Source organism: Pseudomonas sp. FP1762, from assembly GCF_030687105.1.
Lineage (GTDB): Bacteria > Pseudomonadota > Gammaproteobacteria > Pseudomonadales > Pseudomonadaceae > Aquipseudomonas > Aquipseudomonas siliginis.
Map to the genome: position 1 here is coordinate 5,007,501 of NZ_CP117458.1, position 20,102 is coordinate 5,027,602.

The window sequence follows — 20,102 nt, forward strand, 5'->3', positions numbered from 1 at the left end:
TAATTTCGCTTTTCTTGCAGATTCTGCTTTTTAGCCATTAAACGCGGGATTCGCCTCATCACCGGCGGCACACGAAGCAGCAAGAGCACAGCGCCTATAAAGGCATAAATCGCCCACTCCTCTAGATCGGCCCGCACGATCCAGAGCATATGCAGCAAACCCAGCCCAAGTATCACGTAAACCAAGCGATGCAGCTTCTTCCAGCGAGCACCCAAACGACGCTGACTATAACGATTCGACGTCACTGCCAGTATCAGCAATCCGAGAAAGCCGAGTGCACCGACAATGATGTAAGGCCGCTTGCGTAGCTCGACGCCCAACTGTGACCAGTCAAACCCGAGGATAAACGCCATATAGCTGAACAGATGCAGCGTCACATAAGCAAAACACCAAAGCCCTAACAGCCTGCGCACTGCAATCCACCCCGCCCAGCCGCTCAGCTTTTGCAACGGCGTCATGCTCAGCGTAATCAACAGCAACACCAGCGTGCCAAGCCCGAGACGATCAACCAGCACCTTGCCCGGGTCAGGCCCGAGCAGATCGGCGAACGCCTGATAGAACCACAGCAATGGCCAGATCGCTGCCGCAATGAACACGCCCACTCGCCAGAACGGATAACGCATCAGTAGTTCTTCCGCAGATCGAGCCCTGTATATAAAGAAGCGACTTCATCCGAGTAGCCGTTGAACATCTGGGTATCGCGCACATTCGGTTTGAACAGGCTGTTCGGCAAGCGCCGCTCGCGGGCTTGGGTCCAGCGCGGATGATCAACCGTCGGATTCACATTCGCGTAGAAGCCATATTCATCGGCAGCAATGCTTTGCCAGGTGGTCTTCGGCTGCTCGCTGACCAGACTGATGCGCACAATGGATTTCACGCTTTTGAAGCCGTACTTCCACGGCACCACCAGACGCAAAGGCGCGCCGTTCTGGTTCGGCAGTTCGCGTCCATACATGCCCACCGCCAGAATCGCCAAAGGATTCATCGCCTCATCCAGACGCAAGCCTTCGACGTACGGCCAGTCGATCAAGGCAAAACCGGAGCGCTGGCCGGGCATGCTCTTGGGATCCTGCAGGGTTTCAAAGCGGATGTACTTGGCCTTGGAAGTCGGCTCGACCTGCTTGAGCAAGGCCGAGATGGGAAAGCCGATCCAGGGAATGACCATCGACCACGCCTCGACGCAGCGCAGACGATAAATACGTTCCTCCAGTTGATACGGTTTCATGAAGTCTTCCAGCGCATAACGCCCCGGCTTACCCACCTCCCCGTCAATCACCACGCTCCAGGGTTCGGTTTTCAGGTCGCCAGCGTTCCTCGCGGGATCGCCCTTGCCTGTACCGAATTCATAAAAGTTGTTGTAGTTCGTGGCGTCTTTATAAGGCGTGATCGCCTCGTCCTTGACGTTGACCGCACCCCATTGAGTAGAAGGAAGCTTTTCGGCAAACCAGGCCGGAGCCTTGCCGGATTCAACATCAGAGTAGCGAGGGGCATCAGCGGCACTGGCCCAGCGTGGCAGGCTGCTCACGGCAATACCGGCAGCAGTGGCGCCGAGCAATTGGCGACGGGAGAGATAAATGGCTTCAGGCGTGACATCCGACTCATGGCAGTCGGATGCTTTGGGGATCTTGATCAACATGACAACTCCGCAGCTTTGGAGGACAGGTGCACCCATAGACTGCGGAGTATGCGGGAAATTACATCACTCGGCGTTTTTGTGACGACGAAGACGCAATAGATACTGTACCGGACCGGACGCCGCATAGGCGAGGAACACCAGCAGCAGAATGCGCGGCGGATCACTGAACACGACAGCGAATACCAGCACCACCGCCAGGATCGCCACGAACGGCACGCGACCTTTGAGATCCAGCTCCTTGAAGCTGTTGTACTTGATGTTGCTGACCATCAGCATGCCGGCCGCCGCCACCATCAACGCCACCAGGAACGACATCTTCGAACCCTGAATGCCGTAATCGCTGAACGCCCAGACAATGCCGGCCACCACACCTGCCGCCGCCGGGCTGGCCAGACCGATGAAGTAGCGTTTGTCCGCCGTGCCGACCTGGGTGTTGAAACGCGCCAGACGCAACGCCGCACCCGCTACATATATGAAGGCGACCATCCAGCCGACCTTGCCCATGTCTCCCAGCGCCCAGCCGAAGGCCAGCAATGCCGGCGCGACGCCGAAGGCGACCATGTCCGACAGCGAGTCATACTCGGCGCCGAAAGCACTTTGCGTATTGGTCATGCGCGCTACGCGACCATCGAGACCGTCGAGCACCATCGCGACGAAAATCGCGATTGCAGCGAAGGCGAAGTACTTGCTCGCATTCACCGAGTCGCCGGCGCTCAACGCGGCCTGCGCGCTCATCGAGTTGATGATGGAATAGAAGCCTGCGAACAGGTTGGCGGTGGTGAACAGGTTCGGCAGCAGATAGATACCACGATGCCGGACTTTACGACCTTCGGCGTCGTGCCCTTCTTCGATGTGTTCATCGATGGGCAGCAGGCTTTCGGCGTCGGAAGCCTTGTTCGGCTCTTCGGGACGTTCGCTCATGGACATTACCTTGCAACGGTTTGGAAAAAATTCGACAGAGGCTTGAGGACGACAGTTCGGCCACAAACGATGCAGCTTTATACCAGAAGCACCGGCCCAAACGAAAAAACGCGGCCTAGGCCGCGTTTTTCGTGCAAGGGACGACGACTTAGTTTTTGGCTTTGTCGACGATCTTGTTGGCACCGATCCACGGCATCATGGAGCGCAGTTGCTCGCCGATGATTTCGATACCGTGAGCGGCGTTGTTACGACGCTTGGCGGTCATCGAAGGGTAGCCGGTTGCGCCTTCGCTGATGAACATTTTGGCGTATTCGCCGTCCTGAATACGTTTCAGGGCGTTGCGCATGGCCTGACGGGATTCGGCGTTGATCACTTCCGGGCCGGTCACGTACTCGCCGTACTCGGCGTTGTTGGAGATCGAGTAGTTCATGTTGGCGATACCGCCTTCGTACATGAGGTCAACGATCAGCTTCAGTTCGTGCAGGCACTCGAAGTAGGCCATTTCCGGCGCGTAGCCAGCTTCAACCAGGGTTTCGAAACCGGCTTTTACCAGTTCAACGGTACCGCCGCACAGAACGGCTTGTTCGCCGAACAGGTCGGTTTCGGTCTCGTCCTTGAAGGTGGTTTCGATGATGCCGGTACGACCGCCACCGACGCCAGCGGCGTAGGACAGTGCAACGTTTTTGGCGTTGCCCGAGGCGTCCTGGTAGATCGCGATCAGGTCAGGGATACCGCCGCCTTTGACGAACTCGGAACGCACGGTGTGGCCCGGGGCTTTCGGCGCGATCATGATCACGTCGAGGTCAGCACGCGGAACAACCTGGTTGTAGTGAATCGCGAAGCCGTGGGAGAAGGCCAGGGTGGCGCCTTTCTTGATGTTCGGCTCGATTTCGTTCTTGTACAGCGAGGACTGGAACTCGTCCGGGGTCAGGATCATGACCAGGTCGGCAGCGGCAACAGCGGAAGCAACGTCGGTCACTTTCAGGCCGTGAGCTTCGGCTTTGGCAACGGTGGCCGAACCTTTACGCAGACCGACGGTAACGTCGACACCGGAGTCTTTGAGGTTGCACGCCTGAGCGTGGCCCTGGGAGCCGTAACCGATGATGGCAACTTTCTTGCCCTGGATGATCGACAGGTCGCAGTCTTTATCGTAGAAAACTTTCATGAATTTCCCCTTATATCCGGCCGTTCAGGCCATGCGCTAATTTGGTTTAGATGCTGAGAACTTTGTCGCCGCGAGCAATGCCGGTCACGCCGCTACGGACGGTTTCCAGAATCGATGCGGTGCCGATGGACTGAATGAAGCTGTCGAGCTTGTCGCTGGTACCGGTCAACTGAACGGTATACACGCTGGCGCTGACATCGACGATCTGCCCACGGTAGATATCGGTAGTGCGTTTGATCTCGGCGCGCTGGGCGCCAGTGGCCTTGACCTTGACCAGCATCAGTTCACGCTCGATGTGAGCGCTTTCCGACAGGTCCACCAGCTTGACCACTTCGATCAGCTTGTTCAGGTTTTTGGTGATCTGCTCGATGACTTCATCGTGACCCACGGTGGTCAGCGTCAGACGCGACAGGGTCGGGTCTTCGGTCGGCGCCACGGTCAGGCTTTCGATGTTGTAGTTGCGCTGCGAGAACAGGCCGACTACACGAGACAGAGCGCCGGGTTCGTTTTCCAGAAGCAGGGAAATAATGTGCCGCATGATTAAGTACGCTCCGTCTTGCTCAGCCACATATCGCGCATGGAGCCGTCTTTGATCTGCATCGGGTAGACGTGCTCGCTGGTGTCGACCGCAACATCGATGATCACCAGGCGATCCTTCATGGCGAACGCTTCGGCCATCTTCGACTTCAAATCTTTCGATTCGGTGATGCGTACGCCAACGTGGCCGTAGGCTTCAGCCAGCTTGATGAAGTCGGGCAGCGATTCCATGTAGGAGTGCGAGTGACGGCTGCCGTAGCTCATGTCCTGCCACTGGCGAACCATGCCCAGCACACCGTTGTTGAGGATGACGATCTTTACCGGCAAGCCGTATTGCAGACAGGTCGACAGCTCCTGGATGTTCATCTGGATACTGCCTTCGCCGGTGACGCAGGCAACGTCGTCGTCCGGAAAGCTCAGTTTGATGCCCATCGCGGCTGGCAGACCGAAGCCCATCGTGCCCAGACCACCGGAGTTGATCCAGCGGTTCGGCTTGTTGAACGTGTAGTACTGCGCAGCGAACATCTGGTGCTGACCCACGTCGGAGGTCACAAAGGCGTCGCCCTTGGTCACTTCGCAGAGGGTTTCGATCACGGTCTGCGGTTTGATCTTGCTGCCGTCGCCCTTTTCATAAGGGAACAGGCCGCGATCGCCACGCCATTCATCGACCTGCTTCCACCAACTGGCCACGGACTCCTTGTTCGGGGTCTCGCCGATTTCCTTGAGGATCGCGACCATTTCGGTCAGGACGCTCTCGACCGGACCCACGATTGGCACGTCAGCCTTGATGGTCTTGGAGATCGACGCCGGGTCGATGTCGATGTGGATGATCTTGGCGTTCGGGCAGAATTTCGCCGGGCCGTTGATCACCCGATCGTCGAAGCGTGCGCCGACGGCGAGGATCACATCGGCATGGTGCATCGCCAGGTTCGCGGTGTAACTGCCGTGCATGCCGAGCATGCCGATGAACTGACGGTCAGTGCCAGGGAAAGCGCCCAGACCCATCAAGGTGTTGGTCACCGGCAGGTTGAGCATTTTCGCCAGCTCGGTCAGTTGCGCGGAGCCATTGCCGAGAATCACGCCGCCGCCGGAGTACAGCACCGGGCGCTTGGCCGCCAACAACATTTCTGCCGCCTTGCGGATCTGCCCGGAGTGACCGCGAACGGCCGGGCTGTAGGAACGCAGCTTGGCTTTCTTCGGGAAAACGTATTCGAATTTCTCGGCCGGATTGGTCATGTCTTTCGGGATGTCGACCACGACCGGGCCCGGACGACCGGACTGCGCCAGGTAGAAGGCCTTCTTCATGACTTCCGGGATTTCCGAAGCGTGCTTGATCATGAAGCTGTGCTTCACGATCGGCCGGGAGATACCGATCATGTCGGTTTCCTGGAACGCGTCGGTGCCGACCATGGTGCTTGGCACCTGACCGGAAATGATCACCATCGGAATCGAGTCCATATAGGCGGTGGCGATACCGGTGATGGCGTTTGTGGCGCCTGGACCGGATGTCACCAATACCACGCCGGCTTTACCGGTGGCACGGGCGTAGCCGTCAGCCATATGGGTCGCCGCTTGTTCGTGACGAACCAGGATGTGGGTCACTTCCGGTTCTTTGAACAGGGCATCGTAAACATGCAGGAGAGCACCACCCGGGTACCCGTAGATATATTTGACGCCTTCGTCACGCAAAAAGCGGACGAGCATCTCACCGCCAGATAAAAGCTCCACGTTGTTCACCTCTAAAACGCCAGAATACCGTCCACAAAAAAGGGGCGGGTCTTAATAGGTTTACTTCTCGGCAGAGCATGAGCGACGGTGGTCGCCGACTACGTCAGCACTGACTGAGCAAGTATTGGGATCGTCCCAAGTGTTGCGGGCCTTTCCCACCCAGCGCGAGGTAACGCGTTGCGGGTGTAACAGGTCGGCGCGGATGTGCGCCTCATGATCTACCGAGTGGGTCTGCTTCTGGCAGTCCCTCTACAGCGGACTTTGGATTCTTCTGTTTCGCCCTCTGCAAGTCAAGTCGTCTGTGGGGTTAATTGTGGGTAAGCACATGAGAACGCAAGAAAAAACCTGAAAAGCGCTACTCTGTTAGCGTCAATTGCGCATTTTTGCCAAGGAATCAGCATGCGAACGCTCCTCCTCACTTTGCTGATCGGTCTCAGCCCATGGTGCTCGGCCGCTCAAATCTACAAATGGGTCGATGCCCAAGGCGTCACGCATTTCGATGCACAACCGCCGCAGGGCCAACCGGCGACGACCGTGCAAACGCCCTCCTCACCCGCGCCGAAAGCCGCGCCGCTGCCGGGCGGCGGCGTGCTCGGCGATCAGAAAGCCATTGATGCCAAGGTGAAGAAACAGGTCGCCGAGCAGCAGGCGCAGCTCAAGGCCTTTTGCGAACAGGCACGCACGAACCTGGCGCAACTGCAGAACAATCCGCGCTTGCGTGAGGAGGTCGAGGGGGATTTGCGCAGGCTCGATGATACACAGCGTCAGGAACGCATCGTCGAAGCGAAGAAGCAGATTGCCGAGAATTGCTCGTAATCGCGACGTCGGAACTTGTAGGAGCTGACGAGTGCAACGAGGCTGCGATCTTTTGATCCTGCTCGTCTAAAGTCAAAAGATCGCAGCCTTCGGCAGCTCCTACAAAGCTCCTACACAACCGCGCTCAGCGGGAGGCAGTGATCAGCCGGTCAAACTCTTTGAGCAGCACCTGCAACTGCCGATCCTTGCCGCCAAGGTTGCGCTGGGCGAAGACCATTTCCGCCATTTCCTGAATGCCCGAGGCGTTCGGCAAGGGCAGATCCTGTTCGAGGATCATCTTCATGCGCGGCAGGAAGATCCATTGCAGCCATTGCTCGAAGTCCAGCGTGTCGACCGAGAACGGCTCGACACTGCTCAGGGCTTCGACCGACGGCTGAACCTCATCCCACCAGCCCTGGGTGCGCAGCTCGCGTTCAATCAACAACAGCTGATCGGCGATTTTCGGGAAACGCACGTCCATCACAGGGAAACCTTGGCCTTCTGACGGGCCAGCGCGGCGCCGGCGGAATCGCCTTGTTTCTCACGAGATTGAGCGATGATTTCCCACAGGCTGGCTTGCAGATCCGGACGACCGTTGGCCATGGTCAACGCGCGACGGGCAAATTGCTCGGCTTGCGGCGCATCGCCCTGGGCCATGCGCACCTGCGCCAGACGGTAAAGCACTTGTGGCTCCCGGGGGGCGACACGTTGCGCCCGCTCCAGGCTGGAAGAGGCACCGTTGAGGTCGCCGCCAGCCTGCTGCTGTTGCGCGGTGGTCAGCAAGGCGAGTACCGGACCGTCCAGTTGCTCATCCGCCGACAGCCCGCCACCGCTGCTGGCCGAAGGAATGCCACTTGGCGTCGACGGCATGCTGTAGCTGCCGGAGTTGATCGGCGCCGACTCAACCGCCGATGGGTTATACGGCCCCGACGTGATACCGCCAGATGCAGGCCCCGGGACGATCGGCGAAGAACTGATCGGTGTTGACACCGCAGCACCGCCGCCCGGCACCATCACCACCACGCCGGTATCGCCCTGCGGAATCGCCTGAGTCTGGCCCTGCGCCGGGCGCTTGACCGTGGTCTGGCGGAAACCGCCATTGGCGCCGATGCGTTCGCTATTGGACACGGCCGTACCCGAATCCACTACCGGAATCGAACCACGCTGTACGGTGGAGCAGCCGCTGAGCAAAGCCACGGCGGTCACCGCTGGAATCAACCACTTGTTCACTTGAAACCCTCTTTGCTTAATTCATCCAGCCCTTGACCCAGTCCATCACCGACTCCGGCGAGGCAGGTGTTTCGCTTGCACACGCGGCGCCGGGTGGCGGCTCGCTGCCGCGAATATACGGCATCTGTACCGCGCCGGGGCAGTTGGCATCCGAACCCTGGCCGGTGCGCGAATCGACCCAGGCCTGCACGACGTTGTCCGGCTGCGGCATGTCCAGCGGCAGCGGATCGGCCTTGCGCATGAAACTGGTCCAGACCTGCAGCGCACCGGTCGCCCCGGTGAACGGCGTCTTGCCGTTGTCGTCGCGACCCAGCCAGACCACTGCCAGCAGATCCTGACTGAAACCGGCAAACCAGCTGTCGCGCGAATCGTTACTGGTACCGGTCTTGCCCGCCAGTGTCAGGGTCTTGGGCAGCACGTTATAAACCGAACTGCCTGTACCTTCACGCATCACCCGCTGCATGGCGTTCTGGATCAGGTAAATCGAGGCAGGGTCGAAGCGCTGTTCGATCTGGAACGGATAACGCTTGAGCGGCTCGCCCTCGGCGGTCAGCACGCTGCGAATGCCGCGCATCGGCGTATTGAAACCACCGTTGGCCAGCGTCTGGTACATGGTCGCCACTTCGATCGGCGTCATGCCGCCAGCACCGAGCAGCATCGACGGGAACGCCGGGAATTCACGGGTAACGCCCAGGCGACCTACGGTCTTGAGCACGTTCGGCACGCCGACTTCTAGGCCCAGGCGCGAGGTCGACAGGTTGTAGGAATGCGCCAGGCCTTGATAGAGGAACACCGTACCGTGGGAGCGGCGATCGTAGTTCTGCGGCTTCCACACCTGACCGTTGGCGCCTTTGACTGACAGCGGATCGTCCGACAGCCAACTGGTCAACGTGTATTGGCTCGGTTTCTCCAGCGCGGTCAGATACACCGCCGGTTTGATCAGCGAGCCGATCGGGCGTACCGCATCCAGTGCACGGTTGAAACCGGCGTAACTGGCCTGACGGCTGCCGATCATCGCCTGGACTTCACCGGTTTCCGGGTTGGTCACGACCATCGCCGCTTCGACGTCATCCGAGCCCTTGCGCCCGGCCAGACGCTTGAACGTGTCGTTGACCGAGGCTTCGGCTTTCATCTGCAGAATAGGGTCGAAACTGGTGAAGATGCGCAGGCCTTCTTCGGTCAAGTCTTCGTCGCGGTAGTCTTCGCGCAACTGGCGTTTGACCAGGTCGATAAAGCCCGGGAACGAGCTGTCGGCGAGCTTGCCGCGAGTCGTCACACCGAGCGGCATTTTCTTCGCCGCTTCGACCTGTTCGGGGGTTGCCACGCCTTGCTGCGCCAGCACGTCGAGGACCAGATTGCGCCGCTCCAGCGCGCGCTCCGGGTTGCGACGCGGGTTGTAGTAGGACGGCCCCTTGACCATGCCGACCAGCAGCGCTACCTGATGCAGTTTCAGCTCGGACAAAGGCTGGCCGAAGAAGAACTGACTGGCCAGACCAAAACCGTGCACCGCACGCTGGCCGTCCTGACCGACGAAGACTTCGTTGAGGTAGGCCTCAAGAATTTCCTTCTTGTCGTAATGCAGTTCCAGCAGCAACGCCATCATCGCTTCGGTGAGCTTGCGGGTCAGGCTGCGTTCGCTGGTCAGGTAGAAGTTCTTCACCAACTGCTGGGTCAGCGTACTGCCGCCCTGGGTCATCTTGCCGCCGGAGGTGTTGATCCACACGGCGCGGGCGATCGATTTCGGCGACACGCCCCAGTGGCTGTAGAAGTCGCGGTCTTCGACGGCGATCAGGGTTTCGAGCAGGTACGGCGGCACCTGATCGAGTTTGATCAGGATGCGGTCTTCGAGATTTTTCGGGTAAATGCCGCCGATCATCAGCGGCTCGAGGCGCACCACCGACAGTTTCGAACCGTTGGTCGAGGACAGTTCGGCGACGTAGTCGCCGGAGAAGCGCACACGCACTGGCTGCGGCTTTTCCAGACCTTCATAGAACTGGAAGCCACGAGTGTTCAGGTCAACCGTATTGCCGCTGACGGCGGCTGCGCCGGGGCCATTGCTCACGGCTTCGCGGCGATAGCCGAGGGCATCGAGTTCGGTGAGGAAATCGTCCTTGCTGAGCTTCTGTCCGACGAACAGCTCAAGCGGGCGCGCGTACACCTTGGCCGGGATGGTCCAGCGCTTGCCGGAGAACTTCTCCTGCACCACGGCATCGAGGTAAACGGCAAAGCCGGCCAGCACTACAAGGCCGACCAGGCTGAGTTTAATGGCCCAGCTCAACCATGGGCTGAGGCCCTTGGCTGGTGGTTTTTTCTTGGTACGGGGGGATCGGGATCGAGTCATGGCGGCGGATTATACGCACTTTATCGATCCTCAACAGGCACGCGCGGAGGTTTGCGTCAGGCGGGCAAGCAGCCATAATGGCCGCCTCGAATTCCCCCGCCTCTGAAGGATCGCCCGTGAGCCAGTCCCTGATCGCTGCCCTGCAAAACCCGGCCCTCTACCCGCATCCCGTCGAAGGGTTTCAGGTCATCGAAACCCACATCTCGTGGGTGATTCTCACCGGGCCCTTTGCCTATAAAGTGAAGAAGCCGGTGAATTTCGGCTTCCTCGACTTCACCAGCCTCGACGCACGTGCGCATTTCTGCGCTGAAGAGCTGCGGCTGAACCAGCGTCTGACCGATGATTTGTATCTGGACGTGTTGCCGGTCACCGGCAGCGTCGAGGCACCGCAACTGGGCGGCGACGGCCCGGCTATCGAATACGTGCTGAAAATGCGCCAGTTCCCGCAGAGCGGCTTGCTCAGCACCCTGCAAGCCAATGGCGAACTGACCACTCAGCACATCGACGCGTTGGCCGAGCAGATCGCCCATTTCCATCTCAACGCCCCGAAAGTCCCGGCCGAACACGACGCCGGTACACCGGACAGCGTGATGGCGCCGGTCGCGCAAAATTTCGAGCAGATCCTGCCGTTCCTCAGCGACAAGAACGACTTGCTGCAACTTGAGGCATTGAAAGCCTGGGCCGAAAGCAGCTTCGAGCGCCTCAAGCCCCTGTTCGCCCAGCGCAAGACACAAGGTTTCACCCGTGAATGCCACGGCGACATTCACCTGGGCAACGCCACGGTCATCGACGGCAATGTGGTGATCTTCGACTGCATCGAGTTCAACGAGCCATTCCGTTTCACTGATGTCTGGGCCGACACCGGCTTCCTCGCCATGGACCTGGAAGACCGTGGCCTGAAATCGTTGGCGCGTCGCCTCATCAGCCAGTATCTGGAACTGACCGGCGACTATGAGGGCCTGGAAGTGCTGAACTTCTATAAAGCCTACCGCGCGCTGGTGCGGGCCAAGGTGGCATTGTTCAGCATGCCGGCGGACGCGACTGCGGTGCAGCGCGCCACCACCCTGCGCCAGTACCGCAACTACGCCAACCTGGCGGAAAGCTACAGCACCATTCCTTCGCGCTTCATGGCCATTACCCACGGTGTTTCCGCCGTCGGCAAGAGCCATGTGGCCATGCGCCTGGTCGAAGCGCTGGGCGCGATTCGCCTGCGTTCCGATGTCGAACGCAAGCGCCTGTTTGGCGAGCAGACCGTCGCCAACGATGTGCAGGCCGGCATTTACAGTGCCGACGCCAGCACCGCGACCTACGCACGTCTGCATGAAATCGCCGAGGTGATTTTGCACGCCGGGTTCCCGGTAGTGATCGACGCGACCTATCTCAAACGCGAGCAGCGCGATAACGCGGCGAAGATTGCCGAAGCCACCGGCACGCCGTTCCTGATCCTCGACTGCAACGCCCCGCAAGCGGTAATCGAGAGCTGGCTGGCGATGCGCCAGGCCGATCAGAAGGATCCGTCCGACGCCACCCTGGCAGTGATCGAAGCGCAGCAGGCCAACCGCGAAGCGCTGACCCCGGAGGAGATTCTGCGCAGCAAACGCGTGCAGACCAATGAATCCGGCACGCTGGACACCGTGGTCGCGCAGATCCGTCAGCGCCTGCCGGGCCTGTAAAAAACTATTTCGGCCGTGAAGCCCTCGCTCGCTTCACGGCCGGCAAATAGTGGCACTATACTGGCGTCATAAAACCAACAGGTGATCTGACATGAGCCAGCCTAAACTGCTCGACACTCCGCTTTACGCCCTGCTGCACAAAGACGACGTTGCAGGCTTCAACAAGGAACGCCCACAGGATGGCCCCATCGACATGGTCGGCGGCGATTTCCGGGGCCTCGACCTGCGCGAACTGAACGCCGATAACGTGGATTTCCGCGATGCGTATTTCCGCTCCGCCGATTTGCGCGGCATCGATTTCCGCAAGGCTTCGCTCGAAGGCGCCAGCCTGGCCCATGCACAGATTTCCGGTGCGTACTTCCCGCCGGAGCTGAGTGCCGACGAGATCCTGATGTCGATGAATTTCGGTACACGGTTGCGCTATCGCACTCGCTGACATCCGGAAATCTTCCTGACACCACGCCTTGCCCCTATGGGAGCGAGCCTGCTCGCGACGGCGTAGTGTCAGTCGATATTGATTGTGTCTGATACGCCCTCTTCGCGAGCAGGCTCGCTCCCACATTGATAATCGTTTACCTCCCTTCCCTCTGCGTTCGCAGGTCCTTTACCCCCCTTTCTTAGAAGCTTTTGCGTCGAATCCGACCAAACAACCACGCTTTTCCTACTGATGGCTACACTGCTGAGAAGCTCGCCCACGCACCATTCGGCCGTCGCAAGGAGGCTTGATGAATGATGAACTGCAACACCTGAAAAATCTTGGCAAGACATCGGCGCAATGGCTGCATGCCGTGGGCATCCACAGCGCCTCGGACTTGCGTCGCCTCGGTGCAGTGGATGCCTACCGGGCCGTGCGTACTCGAGGCTTTCGCGCTTCAAAGGTGTTGTTGTATGCGATCGAAGGGGCGTTGATGGACGTGCACTGGAACGACATCCCTGCCGAGCGCAAGGACGCCTTGAACAAGCAGCTCGAAGCCATTTCCGCGCGCCATAAAAACTGAACAGGCGCTGACGCCATGTATTTGCTGGGGGAACAGTCGGCGCACGCCGACGCATTGATCAATCGCTTGCAGAGTCTTCCCGGGCAGTGGCTACAGGATTTATCGCCATGCGCGACTGTTGTCGAACTGGAGGCCACGGATGATTTGTTTGCGCAGTTGCCGGACGATCAGCTGTTTTTGCTGAGCGAGGGCGTTGTGCATGGCTGCATCGCGGGCCGCCCTCTGTTCTATTGGCAGGAAGGTGATCTGCTCGGTCTGCAACGTGGCGAGCAATGGAGCGACTGTCGCGTATGCAGCGACAGCACTGTGCGCCTGCTGCCCTACGGTCGCGCAGAGGTTTTGCAGCATTTGTATGCCGACCCTGATCGAGCCGAGCAGCTTCTGAGCTATCTGCTCGGGCAAATGGCGCTGCTCGCCCACGCTGTGGCCGAGTTGAAACCCCGGGAGTTCCGCAGCACCAACGGCTTCAAACGGGTCGAGGCCGGCGCCGTGCTGATCCAACAGGGCGATGCAGCGGATCATGTCTTCGTGATCATCGACGGGCACGCCGAGGCATTTGTTGACGGGCACAAGGTCGGTGACGTGCCGAAGGACGAGATTTTCGGCGCCATGGCGTTGTTTACCGGCGAGCCGCGCAACGCTTCGGTGGTGACGTCCGAGCCGAGCACGGTGATGTTGATTCCCGGTGATCAATTTTTGAGCATGACTCGCAGCAATCCGAAGATCGCCCATGGCCTGATTGAGGGTATGGCTCGACGCATCGGACAGTTGAATCGCCAGATCACGCAGTTGACGACGCAGCGCACCTAGCGCATAGCCCTTTATTCACAGGGCCTCACCACCACTCGCAAAACTAAATTACAGATTGGCAAAAACAGCGGTTGACTCGGTAATGAGAATCGCTATGATTATCACAACTGGTCGCGAGATCAGTCGATATTCTGAAAAGCCCTTGGTTCGGACTCTCAGATTATCTCCTCATCAGGCTAATCACGGTTATTTGACCCGGTTTTTACCGGGTCTTTTTTTGCCTGCCGAAAAGTCATTTGGCGAATTGCTGACGCATCTGCTCGCAGTAATCCGGCTTCGGTGTGGCCGGCGTGTACCAGACGTAATCGGCCATCGCCGCCGTTACCGCAGCGCCCTGCTCGGCCAGCATCAATACGATCGGTGGCTTGTCAGCGCCAAGATCCAGCAAATGCAGCGGCACGCCGACATCCTTGCGCGCATGCCAGGCACCGGCCAGCAGGATCGAAGGCATTGGCGCCGCCAGCATGCGTTCGGCCATGCGTCGATCACGCTGTTGCTGAATCGCCAGCATCGCCGGCATCTGTGATTCGGGCAGCAAGCCGCAGTGAGATTCACTGACTTGTCCAAGCAACGTGTTCTGCACGGACAACGCATTACTGCGAGGACCGTTCAGCGCAGGTGGATTTCGGTAAAACGCACGGATTTCGCTGTCATCGAGATTGGCCGCCAGCAGCGGATATGGCTGTGTCAGAGCGAAGCGCACGATCGGCCCGTAAAGATTCCAGTCCCAGCCCTCCTGCCAGGCCAATGCCGCAGGCAAATCAGCCGCGACGGACTTCGACTGGCGCAGCGCATCGACTTTCGCTTGTTGATCCGGCGTGAGCATTTCCAGCAGCAGACTGCCTTGCACCCGGCGCTCGCCCAGCGACTGCAACAGCCACAATTGCGCAGCATGATGATCGGCATTGTCGTGCTGCTCACCGATGATCAAACGCTCAGGTTCAGCGAGACGCACCAGCAGTTGCTGCGCGGTGAGCATCTCGCCGCTGCGCAGATCGCGGATATCGCCGCCCACCGGTGGAGCCACCACGTGCTGACACCCCGCGAGCAACACCAGTGCCAACAACCACAATCCACGCATGCGACACCTCGATGATTGATCAGCGGGCGATGATCAGCGGATGCCCACGCTCCGGGTGCGGTTGCACCAAAACCTCCAGGCCGAACACCGCTCTGAGCGTATCCGGACGCAGCACCTGCTGCGGGGTATCCAGCGCAACCGGGCGCCCCTCCTCCAGCAACAGCACGCGATCACAATAGCGCGCCGCAAGATTCAGATCATGCAGGATCACCAGTACCGCCGCGCCGCGATCGGCGAACTCGCGCACCGCCTGCAGGGTGGTGTGCTGATGCAGCGGATCGAGCATCGATGTCGGTTCGTCGAGCAACAAGGTTTGCCCGGCCTGACCCGGCCAGAGTTGCGCCAGCACCCGCGCCAGATGCACGCGCTGACGCTCGCCACCGGACAATGCCAGATAGCTGCGCCCACCCAAGTGACCGGCATCGGCGGCGGCCAGCGCTGCCGCGACGATTTCGTCATCACGTACGCGCCCGGTCTGGTACGGCAAACGGCCCATGCCGACGACCTCTTCGACGGCGAAGGCAAAATCCAGCGTCGACACCTGCGGCAACACCGCCAGTCGTTGTGCCCGCTGTGTTCCGCTCCAATAGCTCAATGCCTGACCATCGAGCGAAACGTTGCCGTCACTGGCGAGCAACTCCCCGCACAAGGCGCCAAGTAACGTGCTTTTCCCGGCGCCGTTCGGCCCCAGCACCCCAAGCACCTCGCCGGGTTCGAGCCCGAGCGTAACCCCACTGAGCACCGCTTTGCGGCCACGGCGGACATGCAGATCGTGCGCGGACAACATCAGGCACGCCCTCGCAGCAGCAGATAAAGGAAGAACGGCGCGCCGATAAACGCGGTGACAATGCCGATCGGCAACTCCGCCGGCGCCAGCGACAAGCGCGCCACCAAATCGGCGAGCAATAACAGGCTTGCACCGGCCAGCACCGAGGCTGGCAATAGCACTTTGTGATCGGGGCCGGCCAGCAGGCGCACCAGATGCGGCACCACCAGCCCGACAAAACCGATCATGCCCGCAGCGGCCACCGCCGCGCCGACACCCAGCGCGGTGCAGAACACCAGTTCGCGCTTGAGCCGTTCGACATCGATGCCCAGATGACCGGCCTCGGATTCACCGAGCAACAAGGCATTCAATGCCTTGGCCCGACGCGGCAACCACAGCGCCACGCCGATGGTGATGATCAGCAGTGGCCACAGCCGCGCGTAACTGGCGCCGTTGAGGCTGCCCAGGTTCCAGAATGTCAGGGTGCGCAGCGTGGCGTCATCGGCCAGGTAAGTGAACAGACCGACCGCCGAACTGGCCAGCGCCGTCAGCGCGATACCGGCCAGCAACATGGTCGCCACGTGGGTCTGACCGTTGCGCCTGCCCAGCCGATAGACCAGCGCCGTCACCCCGAGCCCGCCAAGAAACGCGCACACCGACAACAGATACGGCCCGAACCACTCCGGCAGGCCGCCAAAGAACGAGCCGCCGACAATCGCAATCGCCGCGCCAAGTGCCGCGCCACTGGACACCCCGACCAGTCCCGGGTCCGCCAGCGGATTACGAAACAGACCCTGCATCGCCACGCCGGACAGCGCCAGCACGCCACCGACCGCCAAGCCGAGCAAGGTTCGCGGCAGGCGGATCTGGCCGAGAATCAGCTCGGCCTGCTCCAGACCTTCCGGCGCCAGCGGCACGCCGATCAGACGCAGCGCCGCGCGCAGGGTATCGAACAACGGCAGGCTCACCGGCCCCAATGCCAGCGACAGCCAGATCGCCAGCAAACACAGCAATGTCAGGCCGATGAACAAGCCACGGGGTTTGACCTGTGTGGTCATTGGCCGCCCTTGGCCGGGTAGAAACCGTCCGTCAGGGTTTGCAAAGCAGCCGGCAACCGTGGCCCGAGACCGCCCACCAGCAGCGTCGGGTCCAGCTCCATCACCCGCCCGCTCTTGGCCGCGCGGCTGGAATTGAGGATGGGGTTTTCCTTGAACAACGCGGCTTTTGCCGCCTCGCCGGTCAATGCTCGGTCAGCGAACACCAGCACTTCGGGATCGAGGCTGGCGAGGGATTCGACAGAAAACGGTTTGTAGCCGGTATGAGTAGCAAGGTTGTGCCCGCCCGCCTGTTGCAGCAGCCAATCGGCGGCAGTGTCCTTGCCGGCGATCAACGGCTTGCCGCCGGCGTGCCCGAGCAGCAGCAACACACCGGGGGCTTTCTGTGTGGTTTGCACTTGGGCAACTCGCACTGTCTGCGCCTGGAGCTGCTGTTGATAATTCTCCAGCAACTGCGCAGCCTTCTCTTGCGCACCGAGCAACTGGCCCAGATGAGTGACATTCTTTTCCAGCGTCGGCAGATCAGGCTGGGCTGAAAACAACTCGACCTGTACCTTGGCTGCTTTGACTTGCGCCAGAACCGGCGGCGGCCCCATTTCTTCGGTACCGATCAGAATGTCCGGACGCAGGCTCAAGATGCCTTCGGCCGACAGGCTGCGCTGATAACCAATGCTCGGCAGCGCCTGCAACGATTCGGGATGCTGGCTGGTGGTATCGACCCCCACCAGCTTCGACTCGCCGCCCAGTGCGCTGACCCATTCCGACAGCGCGCCACCGGCGCTGACCCAGCGTTGCGGTAAATCCGCCGCAGCCGCCTGATGGCAGAGCAAAAGGCCGGCGCACAGCACGGCAACGCGGGTTTTCAGGCGCATACACAGCTTCCTTGAACAAGGTTTCCCGGGCATCGGCGCAGCGAGCCAAGTATCCTCGGCAACGGCCAGACTCCCTGTGGGAGAAGGTCGCCATTTGATAATTGTTTGCATTTGAACGTCAAGCTCGGACATATCCAGACACGAGCGGACATTAGAGGATAGCCATGAAGTTTCTCTGCGCCGGCAGTGATCTGGCCGAAGCCGGCAGTCGCGGTTTCGAAATTGAAGGCAAAAAGCTTTTCGCCGTGCGTCGTGGCGGGCAGGTCTATGTCTACTTCAATCGCTGCCCGCATCGCGGCGTCGGGCTGGAATGGCAGCCCGACCAGTTTCTCGACCCCAGCAACAGTCTGATCCAGTGCGCCACCCATGGCGCACTGTTTCTGATCGAGAACGGCGAATGCGTCGCCGGCCCCTGCGCCGGGCAGTCACTCACGGCAATTGAATGCCGGGAAGATACACGAGGCGTGTGGATCGACGTTTAACCGTTGAGCCGCACATCGAGTCGGCGGTCGATGACCATCTCTTCATGGTCCAGGCGCACGCCGTACGCCAACACCTCGACACCGCACGCGACCGCTTCACGCAGCGCCTCGGCGTAAGCCCAATCGATTTCCTCGGCCGGGCGCACGGCATCGATGCCGGAGAGGTTCACGCAGTACAACTGCACCGCCCGAATGCCGTCGCGCGCCAGATGCGCCAGCTCGCGCAGATGTTTGGCGCCGCGCTGGGTCACCGCATCGGGAAACGCCGCCACCGCCGTGCCGTCGAAGCCGAGGGTGACGCTTTTGACTTCGACATACGCCGGCCCGCTGGGGTATTCGAGGCGGAAGTCGATGCGGCTTTTTTCCTGTCCGTAGGCAACCTCACGCTTCAACGCGGTAAAGCCGTTCAACTCGGTAATCACCCCAGCGTGCAAGGCTTCTTCGACCAAACCGTTGGCGCGCCCGGTGTTGACGCAAAACAGTCGGCCCTGCGGGGTTTCGCCAATTTCCCAAGTGCCGGGCAATTTGCGTTTCGGGTCATTGGAGCGACTGAACCAGACCTGCCCGCCCTCGACCTGGCAATTGAGCATCGAGCCGGTATTGGGGCAGTGAATGGTCAGCAACTCGCCGCTAACGGTCTCGATATCGGCGAGAAAACGCTTATAACGACGAATCAGCCGCGCTTCTTCCAGAGCAGGATAAAAGCGCATCAGCCTTGCCAGCTCTTCAAGCCGCGCGCGATGCGTTCCACGGCTTCCTGTAATCGTGCGAGGTTTTGTGTGTAAGCGAAGCGCACGTGATGACCGGCCTGATAACGACCGAAATCCAGTCCCGGCGTAAAGGCGACGTGCTCGGTTTCGAGGAAATGCCGGCAGAACGCGAAGGCATCACCGCCGAAACGGCTGATATCGGCGTACAGATAAAACGCGCCTTCCGGCTCAACCGCGATGTTGAAACCCAGTTCACGCAGCGCCGGCAGGAGAAAATCGCGACGGCGCGCAAACTCGGCGCGGCGCTCTTCGAGAATCGCAATGGTGGCGGGCTCGAAACAGGCCAGCGCAGCGTATTGCGCCATGCTTGGCGCGCTGATGTAGAGGTTCTGCGCAAGCTTTTCCAATTCGCTGACCGCCGCGTCTGGCGCCACGAGCCAGCCCAGGCGCCAACCGGTCATACCGAAATACTTGGAGAAACTGTTGAGGACAAAAGCGCCGTCATCGACTTCCAGCACACTGGCAGCATCAGTGCCGTAGGTCAGGCCGTGGTAGATCTCATCCACCACCAAGTGCCCGTGCCGGGCCTTGATGGCTGTGGATAATCCGCCCAGTTCATCGCGGGTCAGCAGGGTTCCGGTCGGGTTGGCCGGCGAAGCGACGAGGGCGCCGACACTGTCGTGGTCCCAATGCCGCGCCACCAGATCCGGGGTCAGTTGGTAACGCACCTCCGGCCCGACCGGCACCAGTTGCGCCGCGCCTTCGACCAGCCGCAAGAAATGCCGGTTGCACGGGTAGCCCGGGTCGGCGAGCAGCCAGTGTTTACCCGGATCGACCAACAGGGCACTGGCCAGCAACAACGCGCCGGAGCCGCCCGGCGTGATCAGAATCCGCCGTGGGTCGATATTCAGGCCGTAACGCGATTGGTAGAAACCGGCGATCGCCTCGCGCAGTTCGGGAATGCCACGGGCGGCGGTGTAGCGGGTCTTGCCCGCCGTCAACGCAGCTTGTCCGGCGCGAATGATCGGCTCGGCGGTGGTGAAGTCCGGCTCACCGATTTCCAGATGGATCACGTCGTGGCCTTCGGCCTGCAATTCATTGGCCCGCGCCAGCAGCGCCATCACATGGAACGGTTCGATCGCACGACTGCGCGCACTGTAGGGGGCCATTGGAATGCCTTCGACGGAAAAAAGAGACGATTCTACCTGTCTGCCGGAACGAGCGAGAACCCGTGAAGGTCACAGCCTCAAGAACGCTGGACTGTAACGATCTGAACGTACGCTCCAGGATTGACTAAAATCA

The 20,102-nt window shown here is 60.3% G+C and carries 21 protein-coding genes (1 of these 21 only partly in view); 6 read left to right on the plus strand and 15 right to left on the minus strand.

Features of this window, described 5'->3' with window-relative positions:
• The 6 genes from msrQ to PSH90_RS22315 all read right to left on the minus strand — a co-directional run.
• Positions 1 to 623 carry the 5' portion of a protein-methionine-sulfoxide reductase heme-binding subunit MsrQ gene (gene msrQ / locus PSH90_RS22290; RefSeq protein ID WP_305381533.1) on the minus strand. Its footprint begins 1 nt before the window's first position, so only the first 623 of its 624 coding nucleotides appear in the window; its start codon is at positions 621 to 623; only part of the stop codon is in view: it crosses the left edge, with 2 bases visible at positions 1 to 2.
• Positions 623 to 1,636, minus strand: a complete 1,014-nt coding sequence (gene msrP / locus PSH90_RS22295; protein WP_024014317.1) for a protein-methionine-sulfoxide reductase catalytic subunit MsrP — start codon at positions 1,634 to 1,636, stop codon at positions 623 to 625. Before msrP ends, msrQ begins: the two co-directional genes overlap by 1 nt.
• Before the next feature lie 63 nt (positions 1,637 to 1,699).
• The gene (gene pssA / locus PSH90_RS22300; protein WP_016773182.1) at positions 1,700 to 2,557 is read right to left on the minus strand and encodes a CDP-diacylglycerol--serine O-phosphatidyltransferase; all 858 of its coding nucleotides are present in this window, start codon (positions 2,555 to 2,557) and stop codon (positions 1,700 to 1,702) included.
• Between the two features lie 148 nt (positions 2,558 to 2,705).
• Positions 2,706 to 3,722, minus strand: a complete 1,017-nt coding sequence (gene ilvC, locus PSH90_RS22305) for a ketol-acid reductoisomerase (RefSeq protein WP_003228216.1) — start codon at positions 3,720 to 3,722, stop codon at positions 2,706 to 2,708.
• 46 nt (positions 3,723 to 3,768) lie between these two features.
• Entirely contained in the window at positions 3,769 to 4,260 is a 492-nt protein-coding gene (gene ilvN / locus PSH90_RS22310) for an acetolactate synthase small subunit (RefSeq protein WP_003176102.1), read from the minus strand.
• Between the two features lie 2 nt (positions 4,261 to 4,262).
• On the minus strand, positions 4,263 to 5,987 hold the full coding sequence (locus PSH90_RS22315; RefSeq protein ID WP_039761986.1) for an acetolactate synthase 3 large subunit: 1,725 nt from the start codon (positions 5,985 to 5,987) through the stop codon (positions 4,263 to 4,265).
• A gap of 399 nt (positions 5,988 to 6,386) precedes the next feature.
• Between PSH90_RS22315 and PSH90_RS22320 the strand changes: the two genes are divergently transcribed.
• Complete coding sequence (locus tag PSH90_RS22320; RefSeq protein ID WP_150638534.1) at positions 6,387 to 6,803, plus strand: DUF4124 domain-containing protein; 417 nt, start codon at positions 6,387 to 6,389, stop codon at positions 6,801 to 6,803.
• A 124-nt stretch (positions 6,804 to 6,927) separates the two neighbouring features.
• Here PSH90_RS22320 and PSH90_RS22325 read toward each other — a convergent pair whose 3' ends face one another.
• The 3 genes from PSH90_RS22325 to mrcB are packed head-to-tail and all read right to left on the minus strand — an operon-like array spanning position 6,928 to position 10,353.
• The gene (locus PSH90_RS22325) at positions 6,928 to 7,263 is read right to left on the minus strand and encodes a YqcC family protein (protein ID WP_056790386.1); all 336 of its coding nucleotides are present in this window, start codon (positions 7,261 to 7,263) and stop codon (positions 6,928 to 6,930) included.
• Complete coding sequence (locus PSH90_RS22330) at positions 7,263 to 8,012, minus strand: M48 family metallopeptidase (protein WP_041477844.1); 750 nt, start codon at positions 8,010 to 8,012, stop codon at positions 7,263 to 7,265. The genes PSH90_RS22325 and PSH90_RS22330 overlap by 1 nt, the downstream gene beginning before the upstream one ends.
• A 16-nt stretch (positions 8,013 to 8,028) precedes the next feature.
• Positions 8,029 to 10,353 carry a penicillin-binding protein 1B gene (gene mrcB, locus PSH90_RS22335; RefSeq protein ID WP_056790389.1) on the minus strand — a complete coding sequence of 775 codons (2,325 nt, stop codon included), beginning with the start codon at positions 10,351 to 10,353 and terminating at the stop codon, positions 8,029 to 8,031.
• A gap of 116 nt (positions 10,354 to 10,469) precedes the next feature.
• Between mrcB and PSH90_RS22340 the strand changes: the two genes are divergently transcribed.
• The 4 genes from PSH90_RS22340 to PSH90_RS22355 all read left to right on the plus strand — a co-directional run bounded on the left by PSH90_RS22340 (position 10,470) and on the right by PSH90_RS22355 (position 13,834).
• The gene (locus PSH90_RS22340) at positions 10,470 to 12,026 is read left to right on the plus strand and encodes a bifunctional aminoglycoside phosphotransferase/ATP-binding protein (RefSeq protein WP_056790394.1); all 1,557 of its coding nucleotides are present in this window, start codon (positions 10,470 to 10,472) and stop codon (positions 12,024 to 12,026) included.
• Positions 12,027 to 12,117: 91 nt separating this feature from the next.
• Positions 12,118 to 12,462 (plus strand): pentapeptide repeat-containing protein, encoded by a 345-nt coding sequence (locus PSH90_RS22345; RefSeq protein ID WP_305381534.1) that lies wholly within the window; start codon positions 12,118 to 12,120, stop codon positions 12,460 to 12,462.
• Positions 12,463 to 12,751: 289 nt separating this feature from the next.
• Positions 12,752 to 13,024, plus strand: coding sequence for a TfoX/Sxy family protein (locus PSH90_RS22350; protein WP_016773175.1), 273 nt, complete (start codon positions 12,752 to 12,754; stop codon positions 13,022 to 13,024).
• A 15-nt stretch (positions 13,025 to 13,039) separates the two neighbouring features.
• On the plus strand, positions 13,040 to 13,834 hold the full coding sequence (locus tag PSH90_RS22355) for a Crp/Fnr family transcriptional regulator (RefSeq protein ID WP_252882689.1): 795 nt from the start codon (positions 13,040 to 13,042) through the stop codon (positions 13,832 to 13,834).
• A gap of 232 nt (positions 13,835 to 14,066) precedes the next feature.
• On the opposite strand, the gene PSH90_RS22360 is transcribed toward PSH90_RS22355, so the two are convergent.
• From PSH90_RS22360 to PSH90_RS22375, 4 genes are read right to left on the minus strand one after another with little or no spacing between them, the layout of a single operon-like run.
• Positions 14,067 to 14,915 (minus strand): ChaN family lipoprotein, encoded by an 849-nt coding sequence (locus PSH90_RS22360; RefSeq protein ID WP_305381537.1) that lies wholly within the window; start codon positions 14,913 to 14,915, stop codon positions 14,067 to 14,069.
• Positions 14,916 to 14,934: 19 nt separating this feature from the next.
• Positions 14,935 to 15,702 carry a heme ABC transporter ATP-binding protein gene (locus tag PSH90_RS22365; protein WP_305381538.1) on the minus strand — a complete coding sequence of 256 codons (768 nt, stop codon included), beginning with the start codon at positions 15,700 to 15,702 and terminating at the stop codon, positions 14,935 to 14,937.
• The gene (locus PSH90_RS22370; protein WP_305383146.1) at positions 15,702 to 16,685 is read right to left on the minus strand and encodes an iron ABC transporter permease; all 984 of its coding nucleotides are present in this window, start codon (positions 16,683 to 16,685) and stop codon (positions 15,702 to 15,704) included. Before PSH90_RS22370 ends, PSH90_RS22365 begins: the two co-directional genes overlap by 1 nt.
• A 50-nt stretch (positions 16,686 to 16,735) precedes the next feature.
• Positions 16,736 to 17,608 carry a hemin ABC transporter substrate-binding protein gene (locus tag PSH90_RS22375; RefSeq protein ID WP_305381539.1) on the minus strand — a complete coding sequence of 291 codons (873 nt, stop codon included), beginning with the start codon at positions 17,606 to 17,608 and terminating at the stop codon, positions 16,736 to 16,738.
• Between the two features lie 164 nt (positions 17,609 to 17,772).
• Between PSH90_RS22375 and PSH90_RS22380 the strand changes: the two genes are divergently transcribed.
• A complete protein-coding gene (locus tag PSH90_RS22380) occupies positions 17,773 to 18,090 on the plus strand; it encodes a Rieske (2Fe-2S) protein (RefSeq protein ID WP_305381540.1) in 318 nt (105 codons plus the stop codon).
• On the opposite strand, the gene sfsA is transcribed toward PSH90_RS22380, so the two are convergent.
• The gene (sfsA, locus tag PSH90_RS22385; protein ID WP_150638526.1) at positions 18,087 to 18,800 is read right to left on the minus strand and encodes a DNA/RNA nuclease SfsA; all 714 of its coding nucleotides are present in this window, start codon (positions 18,798 to 18,800) and stop codon (positions 18,087 to 18,089) included. The two genes, PSH90_RS22380 and sfsA, sit on opposite strands and share 4 nt — an antisense overlap.
• Positions 18,800 to 19,969, minus strand: coding sequence for a pyridoxal phosphate-dependent aminotransferase (locus PSH90_RS22390; RefSeq protein WP_056790414.1), 1,170 nt, complete (start codon positions 19,967 to 19,969; stop codon positions 18,800 to 18,802). Before PSH90_RS22390 ends, sfsA begins: the two co-directional genes overlap by 1 nt.
• Positions 19,970 to 20,102 lie beyond the last annotated feature (133 nt).

Bases quoted from the DNA above. Each gene is read 5' to 3' on its own strand.
- PSH90_RS22375 (WP_305381539.1), bottom strand. From the start codon at position 17,608: ATGCGCCTGAAAACCCGCGTTGCCGTGCTGTGCGCCGGCCTTTTGCTC.
- pssA (WP_016773182.1), bottom strand. From the start codon at position 2,557: ATGAGCGAACGTCCCGAAGAGCCGAACAAGGCTTCCGACGCCGAAAGC.
- PSH90_RS22320 (WP_150638534.1), top strand. From the start codon at position 6,387: ATGCGAACGCTCCTCCTCACTTTGCTGATCGGTCTCAGCCCATGGTGC.
- PSH90_RS22350 (WP_016773175.1), top strand. From the start codon at position 12,752: ATGAATGATGAACTGCAACACCTGAAAAATCTTGGCAAGACATCGGCG.
- ilvN (WP_003176102.1), bottom strand. From the start codon at position 4,260: ATGCGGCACATTATTTCCCTGCTTCTGGAAAACGAACCCGGCGCTCTG.
- PSH90_RS22345 (WP_305381534.1), top strand. From the start codon at position 12,118: ATGAGCCAGCCTAAACTGCTCGACACTCCGCTTTACGCCCTGCTGCAC.
- PSH90_RS22365 (WP_305381538.1), bottom strand. From the start codon at position 15,702: ATGTTGTCCGCGCACGATCTGCATGTCCGCCGTGGCCGCAAAGCGGTG.
- PSH90_RS22355 (WP_252882689.1), top strand. From the start codon at position 13,040: ATGTATTTGCTGGGGGAACAGTCGGCGCACGCCGACGCATTGATCAAT.
- msrP (WP_024014317.1), bottom strand. From the start codon at position 1,636: ATGTTGATCAAGATCCCCAAAGCATCCGACTGCCATGAGTCGGATGTC.
- mrcB (WP_056790389.1), bottom strand. From the start codon at position 10,353: ATGACTCGATCCCGATCCCCCCGTACCAAGAAAAAACCACCAGCCAAG.
- PSH90_RS22360 (WP_305381537.1), bottom strand. From the start codon at position 14,915: ATGCGTGGATTGTGGTTGTTGGCACTGGTGTTGCTCGCGGGGTGTCAG.
- PSH90_RS22390 (WP_056790414.1), bottom strand. From the start codon at position 19,969: ATGGCCCCCTACAGTGCGCGCAGTCGTGCGATCGAACCGTTCCATGTG.
- PSH90_RS22325 (WP_056790386.1), bottom strand. From the start codon at position 7,263: ATGGACGTGCGTTTCCCGAAAATCGCCGATCAGCTGTTGTTGATTGAA.
- ilvC (WP_003228216.1), bottom strand. From the start codon at position 3,722: ATGAAAGTTTTCTACGATAAAGACTGCGACCTGTCGATCATCCAGGGC.
- sfsA (WP_150638526.1), bottom strand. From the start codon at position 18,800: ATGCGCTTTTATCCTGCTCTGGAAGAAGCGCGGCTGATTCGTCGTTAT.
- PSH90_RS22380 (WP_305381540.1), top strand. From the start codon at position 17,773: ATGAAGTTTCTCTGCGCCGGCAGTGATCTGGCCGAAGCCGGCAGTCGC.